The sequence below is a fragment of the Cupriavidus sp. 94F1 genome (assembly GCF_057798875.1).
Window position 1 is genome coordinate 46871 of the sequence record NZ_JBYOJT010000007.1, and the last position, 13163, is coordinate 60033.

At 65.9% G+C, this 13163-nt stretch carries 12 protein-coding genes and 2 pseudogenes; 4 read left to right on the plus strand and 10 right to left on the minus strand.

Features of this window, described 5'->3' with window-relative positions:
• On the minus strand, positions 1 to 1644 hold the full coding sequence (locus AC3FJ6_RS18615; protein ID WP_488773205.1) for a L,D-transpeptidase family protein: 1644 nt from the start codon (positions 1642 to 1644) through the stop codon (positions 1 to 3).
• 203 nt (positions 1645 to 1847) lie between these two features.
• On the opposite strand from AC3FJ6_RS18615, the gene AC3FJ6_RS18620 reads away from it, so the two are divergent.
• Entirely contained in the window at positions 1848 to 2303 is a 456-nt protein-coding gene (locus AC3FJ6_RS18620; protein ID WP_488773206.1) for a universal stress protein, read from the plus strand.
• A 42-nt stretch (positions 2304 to 2345) separates the two neighbouring features.
• On the opposite strand, the gene AC3FJ6_RS18625 is transcribed toward AC3FJ6_RS18620, so the two are convergent.
• On the minus strand, positions 2346 to 3107 hold the full coding sequence (locus AC3FJ6_RS18625) for a bestrophin-like domain (RefSeq protein WP_488773207.1): 762 nt from the start codon (positions 3105 to 3107) through the stop codon (positions 2346 to 2348).
• 201 nt (positions 3108 to 3308) lie between these two features.
• Here AC3FJ6_RS18625 and AC3FJ6_RS18630 point away from each other — a divergent pair, with 201 nt between their 5' ends.
• Positions 3309 to 4988, plus strand: coding sequence for a site-specific integrase (locus tag AC3FJ6_RS18630; RefSeq protein WP_488773208.1), 1680 nt, complete (start codon positions 3309 to 3311; stop codon positions 4986 to 4988).
• A gap of 20 nt (positions 4989 to 5008) precedes the next feature.
• Here the strand turns inward: AC3FJ6_RS18630 and AC3FJ6_RS18635 are convergent, their stop codons facing one another.
• The 6 genes from AC3FJ6_RS18635 to AC3FJ6_RS18660 form a co-directional block, all read right to left on the minus strand.
• Complete coding sequence (locus tag AC3FJ6_RS18635; protein ID WP_488773209.1) at positions 5009 to 6562, minus strand: TolC family protein; 1554 nt, start codon at positions 6560 to 6562, stop codon at positions 5009 to 5011.
• Positions 6526 to 8556 (minus strand): FUSC family protein, encoded by a 2031-nt coding sequence (locus tag AC3FJ6_RS18640; RefSeq protein ID WP_488773210.1) that lies wholly within the window; start codon positions 8554 to 8556, stop codon positions 6526 to 6528. Before AC3FJ6_RS18640 ends, AC3FJ6_RS18635 begins: the two co-directional genes overlap by 37 nt.
• A complete protein-coding gene (gene mdtN, locus AC3FJ6_RS18645) occupies positions 8537 to 9586 on the minus strand; it encodes a multidrug transporter subunit MdtN (RefSeq protein WP_488773211.1) in 1050 nt (349 codons plus the stop codon). Before mdtN ends, AC3FJ6_RS18640 begins: the two co-directional genes overlap by 20 nt.
• Positions 9583 to 9864 carry a hypothetical protein gene (locus AC3FJ6_RS18650; RefSeq protein WP_488773330.1) on the minus strand — a complete coding sequence of 94 codons (282 nt, stop codon included), beginning with the start codon at positions 9862 to 9864 and terminating at the stop codon, positions 9583 to 9585. The genes mdtN and AC3FJ6_RS18650 overlap by 4 nt, the downstream gene beginning before the upstream one ends.
• A gap of 172 nt (positions 9865 to 10036) precedes the next feature.
• On the minus strand, positions 10037 to 10945 hold the full coding sequence (locus tag AC3FJ6_RS18655; protein WP_488773212.1) for a LysR substrate-binding domain-containing protein: 909 nt from the start codon (positions 10943 to 10945) through the stop codon (positions 10037 to 10039).
• Between the two features lie 90 nt (positions 10946 to 11035).
• The gene (locus tag AC3FJ6_RS18660; protein WP_488773213.1) at positions 11036 to 11776 is read right to left on the minus strand and encodes a YoaK family protein; all 741 of its coding nucleotides are present in this window, start codon (positions 11774 to 11776) and stop codon (positions 11036 to 11038) included.
• Positions 11777 to 11918: 142 nt separating this feature from the next.
• Here AC3FJ6_RS18660 and AC3FJ6_RS18665 point away from each other — a divergent pair, with 142 nt between their 5' ends.
• Entirely contained in the window at positions 11919 to 12221 is a 303-nt protein-coding gene (locus tag AC3FJ6_RS18665; RefSeq protein ID WP_153950409.1) for a DUF1330 domain-containing protein, read from the plus strand.
• 206 nt (positions 12222 to 12427) lie between these two features.
• Positions 12428 to 12557, plus strand: a pseudogene (locus tag AC3FJ6_RS18670) (helix-turn-helix domain-containing protein); the annotation flags it as partial.
• Positions 12558 to 12562: 5 nt separating this feature from the next.
• Here AC3FJ6_RS18670 and AC3FJ6_RS18675 read toward each other — a convergent pair.
• Positions 12563 to 12703: pseudogene (locus AC3FJ6_RS18675) on the minus strand (Tn3 family transposase); the annotation flags it as partial.
• A gap of 39 nt (positions 12704 to 12742) precedes the next feature.
• Positions 12743 to 13150 (minus strand): hypothetical protein, encoded by a 408-nt coding sequence (locus AC3FJ6_RS18680; RefSeq protein WP_488773214.1) that lies wholly within the window; start codon positions 13148 to 13150, stop codon positions 12743 to 12745.
• Positions 13151 to 13163: the final 13 nt, after the last annotated feature.

Genomic DNA, 13163 nt, shown 5'->3' on the forward strand with positions numbered 1-13163 from the left:
TCATGAAGGCCGTACGGCAGGCTTGGCACCCGTGCGCTGCCGCAGCGCCTGGTCCAGCAGTTTGTCCTGTCCGTAAATGTCAGGCACGAAGTATACCCGCCCGTCGGCGCGCGCAATGGCAGTGCCATAGGCCAGCACCACCGGCACCGGTTGCTGTAGCGCAATGGTCTTCGACTTGCCCGCCGTCATTGCCTCACGGATACGGGCCGGGGTCCATTCGGGCATGCCCTGAAGCGTGAATTGCGCCAGCGCGACAGGGTCTTCCACGCGGATACAGCCGTGACTGAAATCGCGCCGGCCGCGCTTGAACAGTTCCGGCGTGGGCGTGTGGTGCAAATAGATGGCCTGGTTGTTCGGGAAGATGAACTTGATGTCCCCCAGCGCATTGAGCGGGCCGGGCCGTTGGCGGATGCGCGCCTGCCCGTTCAGCACCGCATCGACATTGGCCTGGCTGAACGTGGCATTCGCCTGGGTGCCGTAGACGAACTCGAAGCCCTGCCGCGTGAAATAGCCGGGATCGCGCTGGGATTTCGGGATGACCTCCTTGCGCGCGATCGACGACGGCACGTTCCAGTAGGGGCTGAACTCGATATAGCGCATGTCCTCCTTGAACAGCGGCGTGCGCGTATCGAGCGCCTTGCCCACGATGACCTTCATCTCCAGCCTGATGTCCAGCTTGCCTTCGTCGTAGTCGTAGGCGCGCAGCACGAATTCGGGAACGTTGACCACGATCATGCGCGGGCCTTCTGCCAGCGGCGTCCAGCGCAGGCGCTCCATCGTCAGCACGATCTGGTCGACGCGCGCGGCCGGCGTGACGTTGAGCTGGGCCAGCGTGCCCGCGCCGATCACGCCATCGGCATCGAGCGCGTGGCGCGTCTGGAACGCCTTGACGGCATCGACCAGCGCGCCTTCGTAACGCTGTGGTACCGGCGTGTCTGGTGACAGGTCGCCCAGGGCTTGCAGCCGTTGTGCCAGTTGCGGCAGGCCGGCGTAGGACTGTCCGGGCGTCAGCTTGCCGCCGGCAACGGCGGGCAGGGGCGTCTTCCAGAACGGCTCGGCGGCGAGCCTGCGATACTTCGCCAGCGCGTCGCGCAGCGTGCCGTAGAGCGGGAACGACGGGGCGGCTTCGCGCATCGCGTCGGCCAGCCGGTTGGCCTCCATGGCGTTGCGCAAGTAGCTTTCCGGATCGAACGGGGGCAGATTGCCGAGCGAGAAATTCGCGTGGACCTTGCGCGGATCGACGCGACCCCGATGCAGATCGGTCAGATATCGCTTCATGGCACCCGTCAGGGCACCGTCAAAGCGTTGCGCCGCGTCCGATGCTGGCGTCGGGGCATCGACCAGCTGCGCCAATGCGCGCTGCAGGCCATCGGCGTCGTAGTCGCGCGGCTCCAGCCCATCGGTACTGGCCCCATTCAATGCCTTGACCGCGGCTTGCGCCGCCTGCGAGGGGCGCCCATCGGCAAACCAGAGCAGGCCCTGCGGCGGCTGGGCCCACGTCGGCGAAGCACTGCACAGCAGCCAGGCCGTGCCGGCACTGGCAAGGCATGCAATGCGAGCGGGGACAGGCGCGGAAAACCGCGCGGCAATGTGCGAAAGGCGCCGCAAACAAACGGCCGTGGCGGTCGCCGTCGAGGCTGGCATGGCTGCAGGGGCAACAGTCATCGTATGAAGGTCGATAGCGTTTGTCCTTTGCGTATCGTATCCGAACATCGTGACGTATCCCTCCCTTGGTACATCTGAAAACAAAGTTTCTGCTATTGACTAGCGTTTGACACAGGTCAATTAACAAGCCACGCCGCGAACTATGCTGTCTACAGCGACAACGTCAATGCGGAGGTGGATCGATGTACGAACGGATTCTCGTGGCAGTGGACGGCGGCCCATCGTCGGAACTGGCCATTTCGCAGGCAGTGGGGCTGGCGAAGCAACTGTCGGCCGAAGTCAAAGTGCTGTTCGTGGTGGACGACAGCGAACTGTTCTTCGAGTACGCCCATATTGACCCCAGCCAGATCGTGGGCGGCATGATTGACGTGGGCCAGAAGGCCCTGGCTACCGCTGCGCGGCGCTTCGAGAATGCCAATGTCCGCTGCCTGACCGAACTGGCCGAAAAGCCAGTGTCCCCCGGCAATATCTCCGGGACCATCGTCAAATGCGCCTATCATTGGCCGGCCGATCTGATCATCATGGGCACCCATGGCCGGCGTGGCATGCGGCGCGTGATCATGGGCAGCGTGTCGGAAGGCGTGATTTCGAAGTCCAGCAAGCCAGTCCTGCTGATTCGCGGCGAGACCGTGCATTGATGTGTCCCCCCGGCCCGGCTCGCCCAGCGGCGACGATCCGGGCTAGCGTTTCAACGATACCTGCAGGCTGAGCAGATTCTGCGGCATGACCCGGATAAGCCCGCCCCGGGGGCTGTCAATGTCGGCGATCAGCGCCAGCGACAACGACACGGTCAGCGGCACCACCAGCAGGAGAACGATCTTGGTGCTCTCGGTGCGCGCGCCGTAGCCCTGCATCAGGCTGCTGCAGAAGGCGATGATGATCATCAGCCCCCAGGCCGCCAGCGGTATGTGATTGCGCCAGGCCGCTTCCGTATAGCCCTGCGAATTGATCACGTCGTTCATGCCGGCCACCGCCAGCGCCGTGATCGGATTCGGCGCCGTACGGGCGCCGTCACGCACCCGCTTCCACATCTCGTCTTCGATCTGCGCCGTCGCGGCCTCGATGTCGTCGACTTGCGCCTTATCGCGGGTCAGGTAGTAGTGGATACGCTGGTCCAGATAGCGCACCAGCAACGACTTGAGCGCGTCGGTGTCCCGTTCGAGCAATTCCACGCGCAGATACTCGGTGCCGATCGCGTTGGCTTCCTCTTCCTCCAGGTTCTTGCGCTGGTCGTACCGGCCCACGGCCATCGACAGCGTGAACCCGATCAGCAGGGCCAACAGCGTCAGCGTGGCCCCCTGGATGATGTTGAAGTCGTCGCGGCCGTCGCTGCCCAGCGGACGCATGCGGCGCAGCACCGGCGCGCCGATGGCCGTGGCAATGCCCATCAATACCAGCAGCACGACAAACAGCAGGCCTGGATGGCTGATGAGCGGTCGCATGGCACGTCCCAGATCGGTGGTAGGCCCATGCTGCCCAAGCCGCGCCGGTGGATCAAGTGAAAGCTTCTTTTGCCTATCTTGAAAGGATTCTTCGGGTCCGCCATCCCCTTTGCGCCGGCCCCCGGTTCCCGCTCGCCATCCATTTCATTGCGATAACTTTTCTTATCGCAATATATCCATGCGAATGCTAAACTTCGCCGCATGAAAAGCCGCCCGTCCCAGCCGTATGCCTTTCCCGATGCCGATTCGCTTGCCGCGCTGCGTGCGTGGCACGCCGGCATGTCCACGCGGGCGGCCGTCACGCAGTATCTGGATGCCGACCGCGCGCACGGTCAGTCGTCGCGGGGCATCCTTGGCGGCATACGCCGGCAACTGGCCGCCTACGCGCGCTACCGGCGCCGCGAGGACCTGGCGGTCCTGTTCGAATTCACGGCGGCTTGCCGGGCGCAGCAGGGCAGGGCGGCGGACCAGGCCATCGAGACGCTGCGCACCATGCCGCCGCCCGCGCCGGCCATCGCCGACGACATCGGCATGTGGCTGGCCCCAGCGGCCGTGGCCGCGCTGCGCGCGCAGGACATCCACACGCTGGCCGACCTGACTGTCCGTATTCCGCGCCGCCGCCAATGGTGGGCCACGATCCCGGGACTGGGCGTCAACGGCGCCAGGCGGATCGAGGCATTTTTTGCGGAATGGCCTGAACTGACGGCCCGCGCCCGCGCGCTGATCGCCACGGAACCGCGCGGCGTCATCGTGCCGTGGGAGCAGATGGGGCGCCTGCCGCATGAGGTGGATGGGTCGCTGGGCCAGTTCCGGGCACCGCGCGAGACCTGTTCGCTCAACGCGGACAACGACTACGCCGCCGTGCAGGCCTGGCTGGGGCTGCACGAATCGCCGGCCACGCTGCGCGCCTATCGCAAGGAGGCCGAGCGGCTGATCCTCTGGGCCATCATCGAGAAGGGCCGGCCTTTGTCGTCGCTGACGACCGAAGACGCCACCGCCTACCGCAATTTCCTGCGCCAGCCGTCGCCGCGCGAGCGATGGGTCGGGCCGGCGCGGCCACGCAGCGCGCCAGACTGGAAACCGTTCACCGACGCCCTGTCGCCGCGCTCGGCCGCCTACACGCTGCAGGTGCTTGGCGCGCTGTTCCGGTGGCTCGTGCAGCAACGGTATGTGCTGGCGAACCCGTTTGCGGGCCTCAAGGTGCGGGGCGGCGCCAAGACGGCCGCGCTCGACGTGTCGCACGCTTTTTCCGAGGGCGAATGGATGCTGACCCGCAGCATCGCCGACGGGCTGGAATGGTCATACGGCTGGGAAGCCCCGGCCGCCCAGCGCCTGCGCTTCATTCTGGATTTCACCTATGCCACCGGCCTGCGCGCCAGCGAACTGGTAGGCGCCACGCTGCGCAATATCGAGACCGATATCCACGGCGACCACTGGCTGCACCTGGTGGGCAAGGGCGCCAAGGCCGGCCGGGTCGCCCTGCCGCCGCTGGCGCGCAACGCGCTGGATCGCTACCTGGTGGAGCGCGGCCTGCCGGTCACCCGCGCGCAGTGGGACCCATCCACGCTGATCGTCGGCAACCTGGGGCCGGACGAAAGCGGCGGCATCACCGGCGCCCGGCTGTGGATGATCATCAAGCGGTTCTTCGCCACCGCAGCGGACCAGCTCGATGCCGAGCGCCCGGCCACCGCCGAAAAGCTGCGCCGCGCCAGCCCGCACTGGCTGCGCCACACCCACGCCACCCACGCGCTTGCCCGGGGCGCGGAACTGACCACGGTGCGCGACAACCTGCGCCATGCGTCGGTCTCGACGACATCGCTGTACCTGCACGGCGACAGCGTCAAGCGCGCGCGCCAGATGGAGGATGCGTTCGGCGGATGACTCTGGGCGGGCGCGGCCGGCTACGGCGTCTTGCCGATGTCGCCTGCCGCCAGTGCCAACGTCGCGGCCGCGGCCAGTGCCGCGCTGTAGGCATCGGCCGACGCATTGCGCGCCAGGAGCAGCTGGTTCTGCGCCAGGTTTGCTTCGGTCACAGTCCCCACGCCCTTGCGATAGGCGGCGAACGCCGCGTCGTAGGTAATCTGCGCGGCATCGGCCAGGGCCCTTGCGGCATCGTAGGCGGCCAGGCTCGATTCCAGCGCGCTCTGGCTGACCACCACCTGCCGCACCGATTCCTCCTTGGCTCGTGTCAGCCTGGCCTGCGCACTGTCCACGTCGTTGCGGGCCTGCGCCAGCACGGCGGAACGCATGCCGCCGTCATAGATCGGCAGCGTCACCCCCAGGAACACGCTGTTGCCGTACCGGTAGCCATTGAGGTTGACCGTGGGCGGCTGCTGGCCGACCGGCGGAATCGCGGTAATGGCCGAGCCGCCAGACGCATACGAGGCAAACGCCGACATGAAGACCTTGGGCAGGAACGCCGCTTCGGCCGCCTTCACACGGGCCTGGTTGGCGCGTTCCAGTGCGTAGGCGCCCAGCACGTCAGGCCGCTGGGCAATCGCCCGCTCCACGATCTGCTCGACCGAACTGCGCAGTGCCGGCGACAGCGGCCGCAGCGGCATCTCGGCAATGACGGGCTTCGACAGCGGCGAGATGCCGATGGCGGTGACCAGCCCCAGGTACGCATCGGTCTCCGCACCTTGTGCCTGCACCATCGCCAGGTTGGTCTGGGCGCGGTTCTGGTTGGCCTGCGCCACCTCCACCACCGTCCCTACGCCACGCGCATAGCGCGCCTTGGCCGCCGCCAGCACCGCATCGGCATTGGCCATGGCCTGATCGACCGTGGCGCGGCGCGAGCGCGCGGCCTGGTAGCGGTAGTAGGCCACGCTGACGTCGTGAATGATGCGCTGGTGCTGGGCCGTAAAGGCGATGTTCGCGGCCACCGTGGCCTGTTCCGCCGCTTCCACCAGGCCCGCGCGCTCGCCGAAGTCGAACAGCAGCCATTGCAGCGACACCACCGAGATCGCGCCATGGCGCGACGTATCCACGCCGGCCGACCCCAATGCCGTGTTGCTGGATAGCCGGCCGTTTGTCCAGCCGCCCATCGCCGCCACGGAAATCTGTGGCAGATAGGTACTGCGGGCGATGCCGGTGGCCAGCGCCGCGTTGCGCGCATCGTTCCAGGCCACCCGTGTCAACGGGTTCGACGATTCCGCCAGATCGATCAGTTCGGCAAGCGTATAAGGGTGCGCAGCATCGAGCTGGGCGGGCGGGGCGATGGTCGCCAGCGCCGAATTGGCCGGCAGCGTGTAATCGGACGGCCGATCCTGTGGCGCGGGGCGGCTGGCGACGCCGGCCATGATCTCGCCGTTGGCCGCGGTTTGCGGCTGCCACGGGCGATCGGCCTGCGGCGGGGCCAGGTCCAGCGCCGACGTGGCGCAGCCGGAAAGCGCCGCCGCGGCTGCGACCAGCGCGAGGCCTATCGGCGGGCGAGCCGGCGGATCAGGTGTGTGCATGCGGGGCAGGGGGGGTTGGCAGGCCCGGACGGCGAGTCGGCCAGCTGTTTGTCGACAATGGCCAGCAGCGCATCGCGTGTGCGGGCATCGGCATGGGTCTCCAGCGGTGCGGGCGAGGCCGGCGCCAGCGGCGCCGCCGTCTTCACGGCATGGAGCCGCGCCGCGACGTCGGGATCGCCCGGAAATCGCTCCGCCAGCAGGAACAGCGGGCCCGCCACGGCGTCGAGCACGCCGAGCCGCCGCCGGTGATCGTCGATCCACGCCGGTCCGGGGCCGACCATGGCGGGCTCGTAGCGGGCCAGTGCCAGGTCTTGCGCGATGGCGCCCTGCAGCCCAAGCGCCGTGGCGGCATGCTGCCGGCGCTGGTCGGGATGACGGGCCGCCACCAGTTCCTGCCACTGGCTCACCAGGGTGGCCAGGGCACCTTCGATACGGTCGGCGATGCTGACCGGCCAGATGCGGGTGAACACCAGATAGACGACCAGGTTGCCGATCAGGATGCCGATCACGCGATCGCGGGCAATCGTCAGGTCGAACCCCGGCGCCGCCCCCTGGATCACGCAGAGATAGAACGCGAACGCAATCTGAAAACCGGCGTAGGCAATGCGTGGCGAGCCCATGGCCACCCACGCCGACAGCCATGTGCCCGCGAACACCAGCGCCAGCAGGCCGCCCACCGAATCGAGCGCCGGCACGACGAAGACGATGGCTGCCGTGCCCAGCGCCGCGCCGACCAGGCAGCCGGCCAGCCGCAACACGAGCTTTTCCACCGATTCGGCCGCCGTGCCCAGCGACACCAGATAGACGGTGATAAAGCAGGTATGGATGCCCGGCCAGTCCAGCTGCTGATAGAGCAGATAGCAGAACATGGCCGCGCCGGTGGTCTTCAACGCGTAATGAATATGCGAGCGGTTGGTAAAGGCATCGGCATCGAGAAAGCCGCCGCGCTTCTTGTCGATGGCTTCCTGTGCGGCATCGGCAGGTTCGACGGGTGCGGCCGGGCCGACGGCAGCGGCGGCTTCGGGCTCGGCATAGTGGGCGATGGCCTGGACAATTTCGGCCACGACCGACTGCTGCAGCGGCGACAAGGCGGCGGCCGTATCAGGCAGCGGCACGGCAATTTCCACCGGATAGCCGCCCGCATCGAGCATCCGCGCCATGGCATCGAGCATATCGGCCAGCGAATCGGCAAGCGGGGCGGGAAGGCTCGCACCGGGCTGCCGGTAGGCCACGTCGGCGGCCATCAGGATGGCCATGGTCGACGTCATCGCCTGGCGCAATGCCGCGACGTCGGCTGCATTCGCGCTGCCTTCGAACTTCGCCAGCTTCAGCCAACTGGCCACGGGCTGCACGCCGTCGCGCAGGACCCGGGCGATGGCGGGGCCGCCGGTTTCAGGGTGTCGCAGAGCCTGCGCGGCCACCCGCACGCAATGCGCCAGGCGTGCGCCGGCCAGGCGCCGGGGGGATGGGCCCATTAGCAGGTTCACCACGACATTCGCGCCGATCGGGATGGCCACCATCAGCCATGCGTAAAGCAGCGCCCGGGTGGCCACCTCGCCGCCCGGGACCAGACCCAGTTCGTCGAGTCCGAAGCCAATGATCATCGCCACGATGGCGCCCACCGGCCGCAGCTTGCTGGCCGAGGTCAGGAACAGCAGCGAGGCGGACGCGACGGCCATGCAGGCCACGCGCAGCAGCGCACTGTCGAGCGTGAGCCCCGCCAGCACGATCACCAGCCCCACGATCAGGCTGATCAGCACCAGCATGCCCACGCTCATCACGATGCTGCTGGTACGGTCGGCACGGTTGATAAAGAAGATCACGTAGGCCGAAGTGGCCGCTTCGGGCGTGCCATAGATGGCTGCGATCAGGCAGGTGAGTGTGCTGGCCGCCGCAATGCGCGTGGTGGCGGCGGCGCGCCCCGGGAACGGGGCGAGCAGGGCGCCGATATCGGCCAGCCCCAGGCGCGATGCCTCAGCGGCAGGCTGCGCCATGCCGCACCTCGACCGTTGCGCTGGCACCCACCCGGGCCAGCGTTTCCGGCGGTTCTTCGAGCTTGATGCGCACCGGGAAGCGGCGCGCCACGCGCACCCAGTTCACCGATGGCTGCACATAGGGCAGGGCGCGCGGCAGGTTGAGCCTGTCCGTATCGGTAATGCCCACGCCGATACCCTGCACCGTGCCGCGCAGCGCGTGGCGCCGGTCGATCATCGAATAGACGGTGGCACAGTCGCCCACATGAATGCCGGCCAGGTCGGTTTCACGGAAATTGGCCACCGCGAACCATTCGCCGGTATCGACCAGCAAGAACAGCGACTGGTTCGGGATCACGACCTCGCCCGACAGCGACCGCAGGCTGCTGACGCGGCCGGCGTGCGGGGCGCGGACCACGGTGTCGTCCAGCGCGCGCTGGGCGATGGCTACAGCGGCCTCGCGTGCCTGCACGGTCGCCACGGCATCGTCCTCGCTGCCTACGGCCTGCGCCGTCGTGGCGCGCTGCAGCTGCGCCTGCTTCAGGGTCACGGCCGCATCGCGCCAGGCCACCTCCGCCTGGTCAAGCTGCTGCTTCGGGACATAGCCCTCGGCAGCCAGCGGGCGAAGGCGCTCCACGGTTCGCGCCGTCAGCGCGTAGTTCTGCTCGGCACGCGCGATCTGTTCCGATGCCACCGACGCCGTACCACGCTCGGTGCCGAGGGCTCGGCGGCGCGTCCCCAGCATGGCGTTTGCAAGCGCCAGGTCTGCCTGCGCCTGCGCCAGGGCCAGGCGATACGGCACGGGATCGATCTCGAACAGGATCTGGTCTTTGGCGACGTGCTGGTTCTCGCTGACCAGGATGCGGGCAATGCGCCCGCCGACCGGGGAGGCCACATGCACGAAGTCGGCATCGAGCGCGGCATCGTCGGTGGAAGGGTAGCGGACCGCGCGCTGCCACGCATAAATGGAAAGCAGCACCGCCAGCACGATAATCGCCAGGGCAATCCATTTGCCACGCATCGGCGCCCGCCTGATACCTGCCATTTTCATGGAAAATGCCCCGTGCCGATTAACCATACGATTTCGGCAATCATGAGTCCGATCGCCGTATTGACCAGCAGCTGCCAGCGGACGGTTTCCGCCCAGCCGGTCGTCACGAATATCCGCCAGGCCACCAGGGCGCCCGCGATGCCGACCAGCGCACTCAATAGCCAGAGCGGGAAATAGGCCCCGACGAGGGGCACGGCAGGCGCACCCGCGCAACCCTGCAGCGGGACGGCCAATACAGCGAGCGGAGGCAGGCGTCGCAGGCCTGGCAAACGTACCATGGGCAGGATGGCATGGACGGCCCGGAAAATGGTCACGCCAATATAGCAGCGCAGAATCGGGATTGTCCAAGGGACAAAGAAAATTTAAAGTGGCGGCTGAAAAATGCCAAATCAGAATGGCAGAATGGGCGTCCCATGCGCAGGGGAGTACAGGCTGACGGGCATCGAACTCTCAGGCCTGTTCGTCGAACGGCTTGCTGCCCAGCACGCCCACCACATGATCGACAAAGCAGGTAATGCGCGAGGCAAGGGCGGTGTTGCGGTAGTAGACCGCGTTGATGGACTGACGCACGTCGAGCGTCTGCCGGGCGAACAGCGGCACCAGGCGCCCGGCCCGACGGTCGGCGCGCGTCATGAAATCGGACAGACAGACGATGCCCTGGCCCGCCAGCGCTAGGCTGCGCAGCGTCTCGCCGCTCGATGAGGCGATGGTCGGCTTGATATGGACGGTATCGCCGTCGTTGTCGCGCAGCGGCCAGTCGTTGAGCGAATCGGGCTGGCTGAAGCCCAGCAGCACATGGCCGGCCAGCTGCTCTACCTTGGTCGGCGTCCCGTGGCGCTGCAGATAATCCGGGCTGGCAAGCACCCGGATGCGGCTTGTGCCGATGGGACGCGCATGCAGCGTGGAGTCTTTCAGCGCGCCGATGCGGAAGGCCACATCGGTCCGCTTTTCGATCAGGTCGGTGATGCCCTCGTTGGAGTTCAACTCCAGTTCCACCTCGGGATAGCGCAAGCGAAAGCCTTCCACCAGGGGCACGATCACATGCAGCATGAAAGGCGTGGCCGCGTCCACGCGCAGCCGACCGAACGGACGCATGCGCCGGGCCGCCATCTGCTCTTCGGCCTCGTCCATCATCGACAGGATGGCGCGCGCATGCTGCAGGAAGGCGGCACCTTCCTCGGTCAGTTCGAGCCGGCGCGTCGTGCGGCGCAGCAGGGTGGTCTGGAGCTTCTCTTCAAGCCGGCTCAGCGTCCGGCTGGTGGCTGACACGGTCAACCCCAGGTGTTCCGCAGCGGCGGTGATCGAGCCGGTGTCCACGACAGCCGCGAAGGCCAGCAATTCGTCGATGGTCGTTTTCATTCTTGATTCCAGATCAAATGAAACCGACTTATACACGGCTTTTTTCGCAAAGGTAAGTCTGCCAGGCGGCGATCGCCAGGTTGGAACGGATCACCGGGCCTGCACCGCCGTCTGCGATTGGGCGCGCCGGATGCAGGTCACCAAAAGCACGACGATGGGCAGCGCCACGGCGGCATAGCCGAACCGCGTGTAGGCCAGCGCGCCCAGGATTGCTCCAACTGCGAAGGACAGTACGCTGGGGACCATCTTTCCCAGCCTGGCGCGAATCGGGCCCCGTGCCTCTGGCGACGCAGAAGGGAGGTCCACCAGATCGATAATTACCTGCGTGCTGTTGCCGGTCATGATGGTGGTCGGACCAAGATCCGCCAGCGACGTGCGCGACAATGCGTTCTGGATCGCCATGGCCGCCACGGCCAGCAAGCCGGCAAGCATCGCCAGAGTCGAGTCCGTGCCGGCGCCCAGGGCGTGCATCCGCAGGCCAACCCCGGCAAACGCTGCCAGCAGCACGATCTCGGCGGCAATGAGCGGCACCACCGGGCCGCGACCGCGCTGGATCAGGCGCTTCTCGGTCAACCGCGCCAGGGCGACCGCGCCAACGAAGACCGGTAGCGCCACCACCTTCAGGAACAACCCCTCGGTGCTACCCACCGACTCCACCCCAATCATGATCAGATTGCCGGTCACATGCGCGGTGAACAGCCCCGCCAGCGCGATAAACCCGATCACGTCCGTATAGCCGGCCACGAAGGCGAACGCCCCAATATCCAGCTTGCCCCCGCTGGCTGCGTTGCCTGCGTTGCCTGCGTTGCCTGCGCTACCGTTTGTGGCCATGCCAACTCCTTGTTCAAACCATCCGGACGGACCCAATCACGCCTTGCGCGTCCCATGTGCCGAACTATAGTGATTTGCTGGCCCGCACAAAGGCGCCTGTGCAGTCAGAGTCATTCAAATTTACTGAAACGAGGGAGCCGAGATGAAAAAGGGCTACTGGGTGGCCGCCGTCGACATCGCCGATGCCACCGGCTATCAGGGCTACATCACCGGCAACAAGGCCGTCTTCGACAAATACGGCGCCCGGTTCCTGGTCAGGAATGGCGAAAAAACGGTGGTCGAGGGCTCGCCACGCTCCCGCATCGTCGTCATCGAATTCGAAAGCTATGCCCGCGCGCTGGAATGCTACCGATCACCGGAATACCAGGCACTGATCGCGCTGCGCGCACCGTACTCGCAGGCGGATATCGTGGTGATCGAGGGGTATGAGGATTCGGGTGGGTGATTGGGCGCGATATGGCGATGTTGGCGGGCTCGCGGCATCTGCAGCACAGTGGGAGGCTATATTTTATTTAACATAATATGTATTATTTCTGGAAGGTATGTCAGGGCCAATTAGACTTGTCGTACTTAGGCCAAATAGAAATGTCGTACCCCCTTGCCAGGACTGGCATGCTGGTGGCTTTCCGTCTATCCGAACCGGAGGCCGCGATGCGCAAGCCCGAGACCATCACGATGACGATGCGAGAACTCGATCGACTCAAGGTGATTCAGGCCGTGGTCGACCACGGCCTGACGGTCTGGCGCGGCCGAGAAACTCGGTTTGTCGCGGCGTCAGGTGGCGACACGAGCGTAGAAAAGATGACGTGATGTATCCAGGCTCATCGAGTCGCTCGACGCTGGCAGCGCAGTTCCCCACAGCTCTGTGATTGGGTGCGTACGTTGAAACTCAACCACGCGCGCATTGGGGCGCGACAGCCGGCCCGACCGATGCTGCCCACTTTCCGCAGTGGTCACCTGCCAGCGTCAATCGAACTCGATCTTGCACTCGCTCAGCGGACACAAGCGGCCGTCCGAGACCACGAACGTATCGCCTTCTATCCGGGCCAGCAGAAGGTGCAACGCCTGTGCGCCAGCTTCTATGTCCTTCCGCCAGCCCTCAAGATCGCCATGGTAGCCAATTGCATGAAACAGCTGACCACAAGACAAGGTGATCTTACAACCTCGCTCGTTAACTCCACCGTGCTTAGCATTCGGCGGGTTGGTGAACTCCGTAAGGTTTCTAAACTGCTTTCGGAACTTGTTCTTACCATCGTCAGCGAAGTACACAAACTCCGTGCCCTCTACAGCGACAGTGCCCGGAATCACCCGTGCATCTTGCCTCTCAAGCTTTCCTCCTAGAATCTGCTCTAGCCGCTCCAACTGGCTGGTCATAACTTTCTTCCTA

What these genes read in the sequence shown, in the direction of transcription:
- AC3FJ6_RS18615 (WP_488773205.1), bottom strand. Translation starts at nt 1,644, where the DNA reads ATGCCAGCCTCGACGGCGACCGCCACGGCCGTTTGTTTGCGGCGCCTT.
- AC3FJ6_RS18620 (WP_488773206.1), top strand. Translation starts at nt 1,848, where the DNA reads ATGTACGAACGGATTCTCGTGGCAGTGGACGGCGGCCCATCGTCGGAA.
- AC3FJ6_RS18625 (WP_488773207.1), bottom strand. Translation starts at nt 3,107, where the DNA reads ATGCGACCGCTCATCAGCCATCCAGGCCTGCTGTTTGTCGTGCTGCTG.
- AC3FJ6_RS18630 (WP_488773208.1), top strand. Translation starts at nt 3,309, where the DNA reads ATGAAAAGCCGCCCGTCCCAGCCGTATGCCTTTCCCGATGCCGATTCG.
- AC3FJ6_RS18635 (WP_488773209.1), bottom strand. Translation starts at nt 6,562, where the DNA reads ATGCACACACCTGATCCGCCGGCTCGCCCGCCGATAGGCCTCGCGCTG.
- AC3FJ6_RS18640 (WP_488773210.1), bottom strand. Translation starts at nt 8,556, where the DNA reads ATGGCGCAGCCTGCCGCTGAGGCATCGCGCCTGGGGCTGGCCGATATC.
- mdtN (WP_488773211.1), bottom strand. Translation starts at nt 9,586, where the DNA reads ATGAAAATGGCAGGTATCAGGCGGGCGCCGATGCGTGGCAAATGGATT.
- AC3FJ6_RS18650 (WP_488773330.1), bottom strand. Translation starts at nt 9,864, where the DNA reads ATGGTACGTTTGCCAGGCCTGCGACGCCTGCCTCCGCTCGCTGTATTG.
- AC3FJ6_RS18655 (WP_488773212.1), bottom strand. Translation starts at nt 10,945, where the DNA reads ATGAAAACGACCATCGACGAATTGCTGGCCTTCGCGGCTGTCGTGGAC.
- AC3FJ6_RS18660 (WP_488773213.1), bottom strand. Translation starts at nt 11,776, where the DNA reads ATGGCCACAAACGGTAGCGCAGGCAACGCAGGCAACGCAGGCAACGCA.
- AC3FJ6_RS18665 (WP_153950409.1), top strand. Translation starts at nt 11,919, where the DNA reads ATGAAAAAGGGCTACTGGGTGGCCGCCGTCGACATCGCCGATGCCACC.
- AC3FJ6_RS18680 (WP_488773214.1), bottom strand. Translation starts at nt 13,150, where the DNA reads ATGACCAGCCAGTTGGAGCGGCTAGAGCAGATTCTAGGAGGAAAGCTT.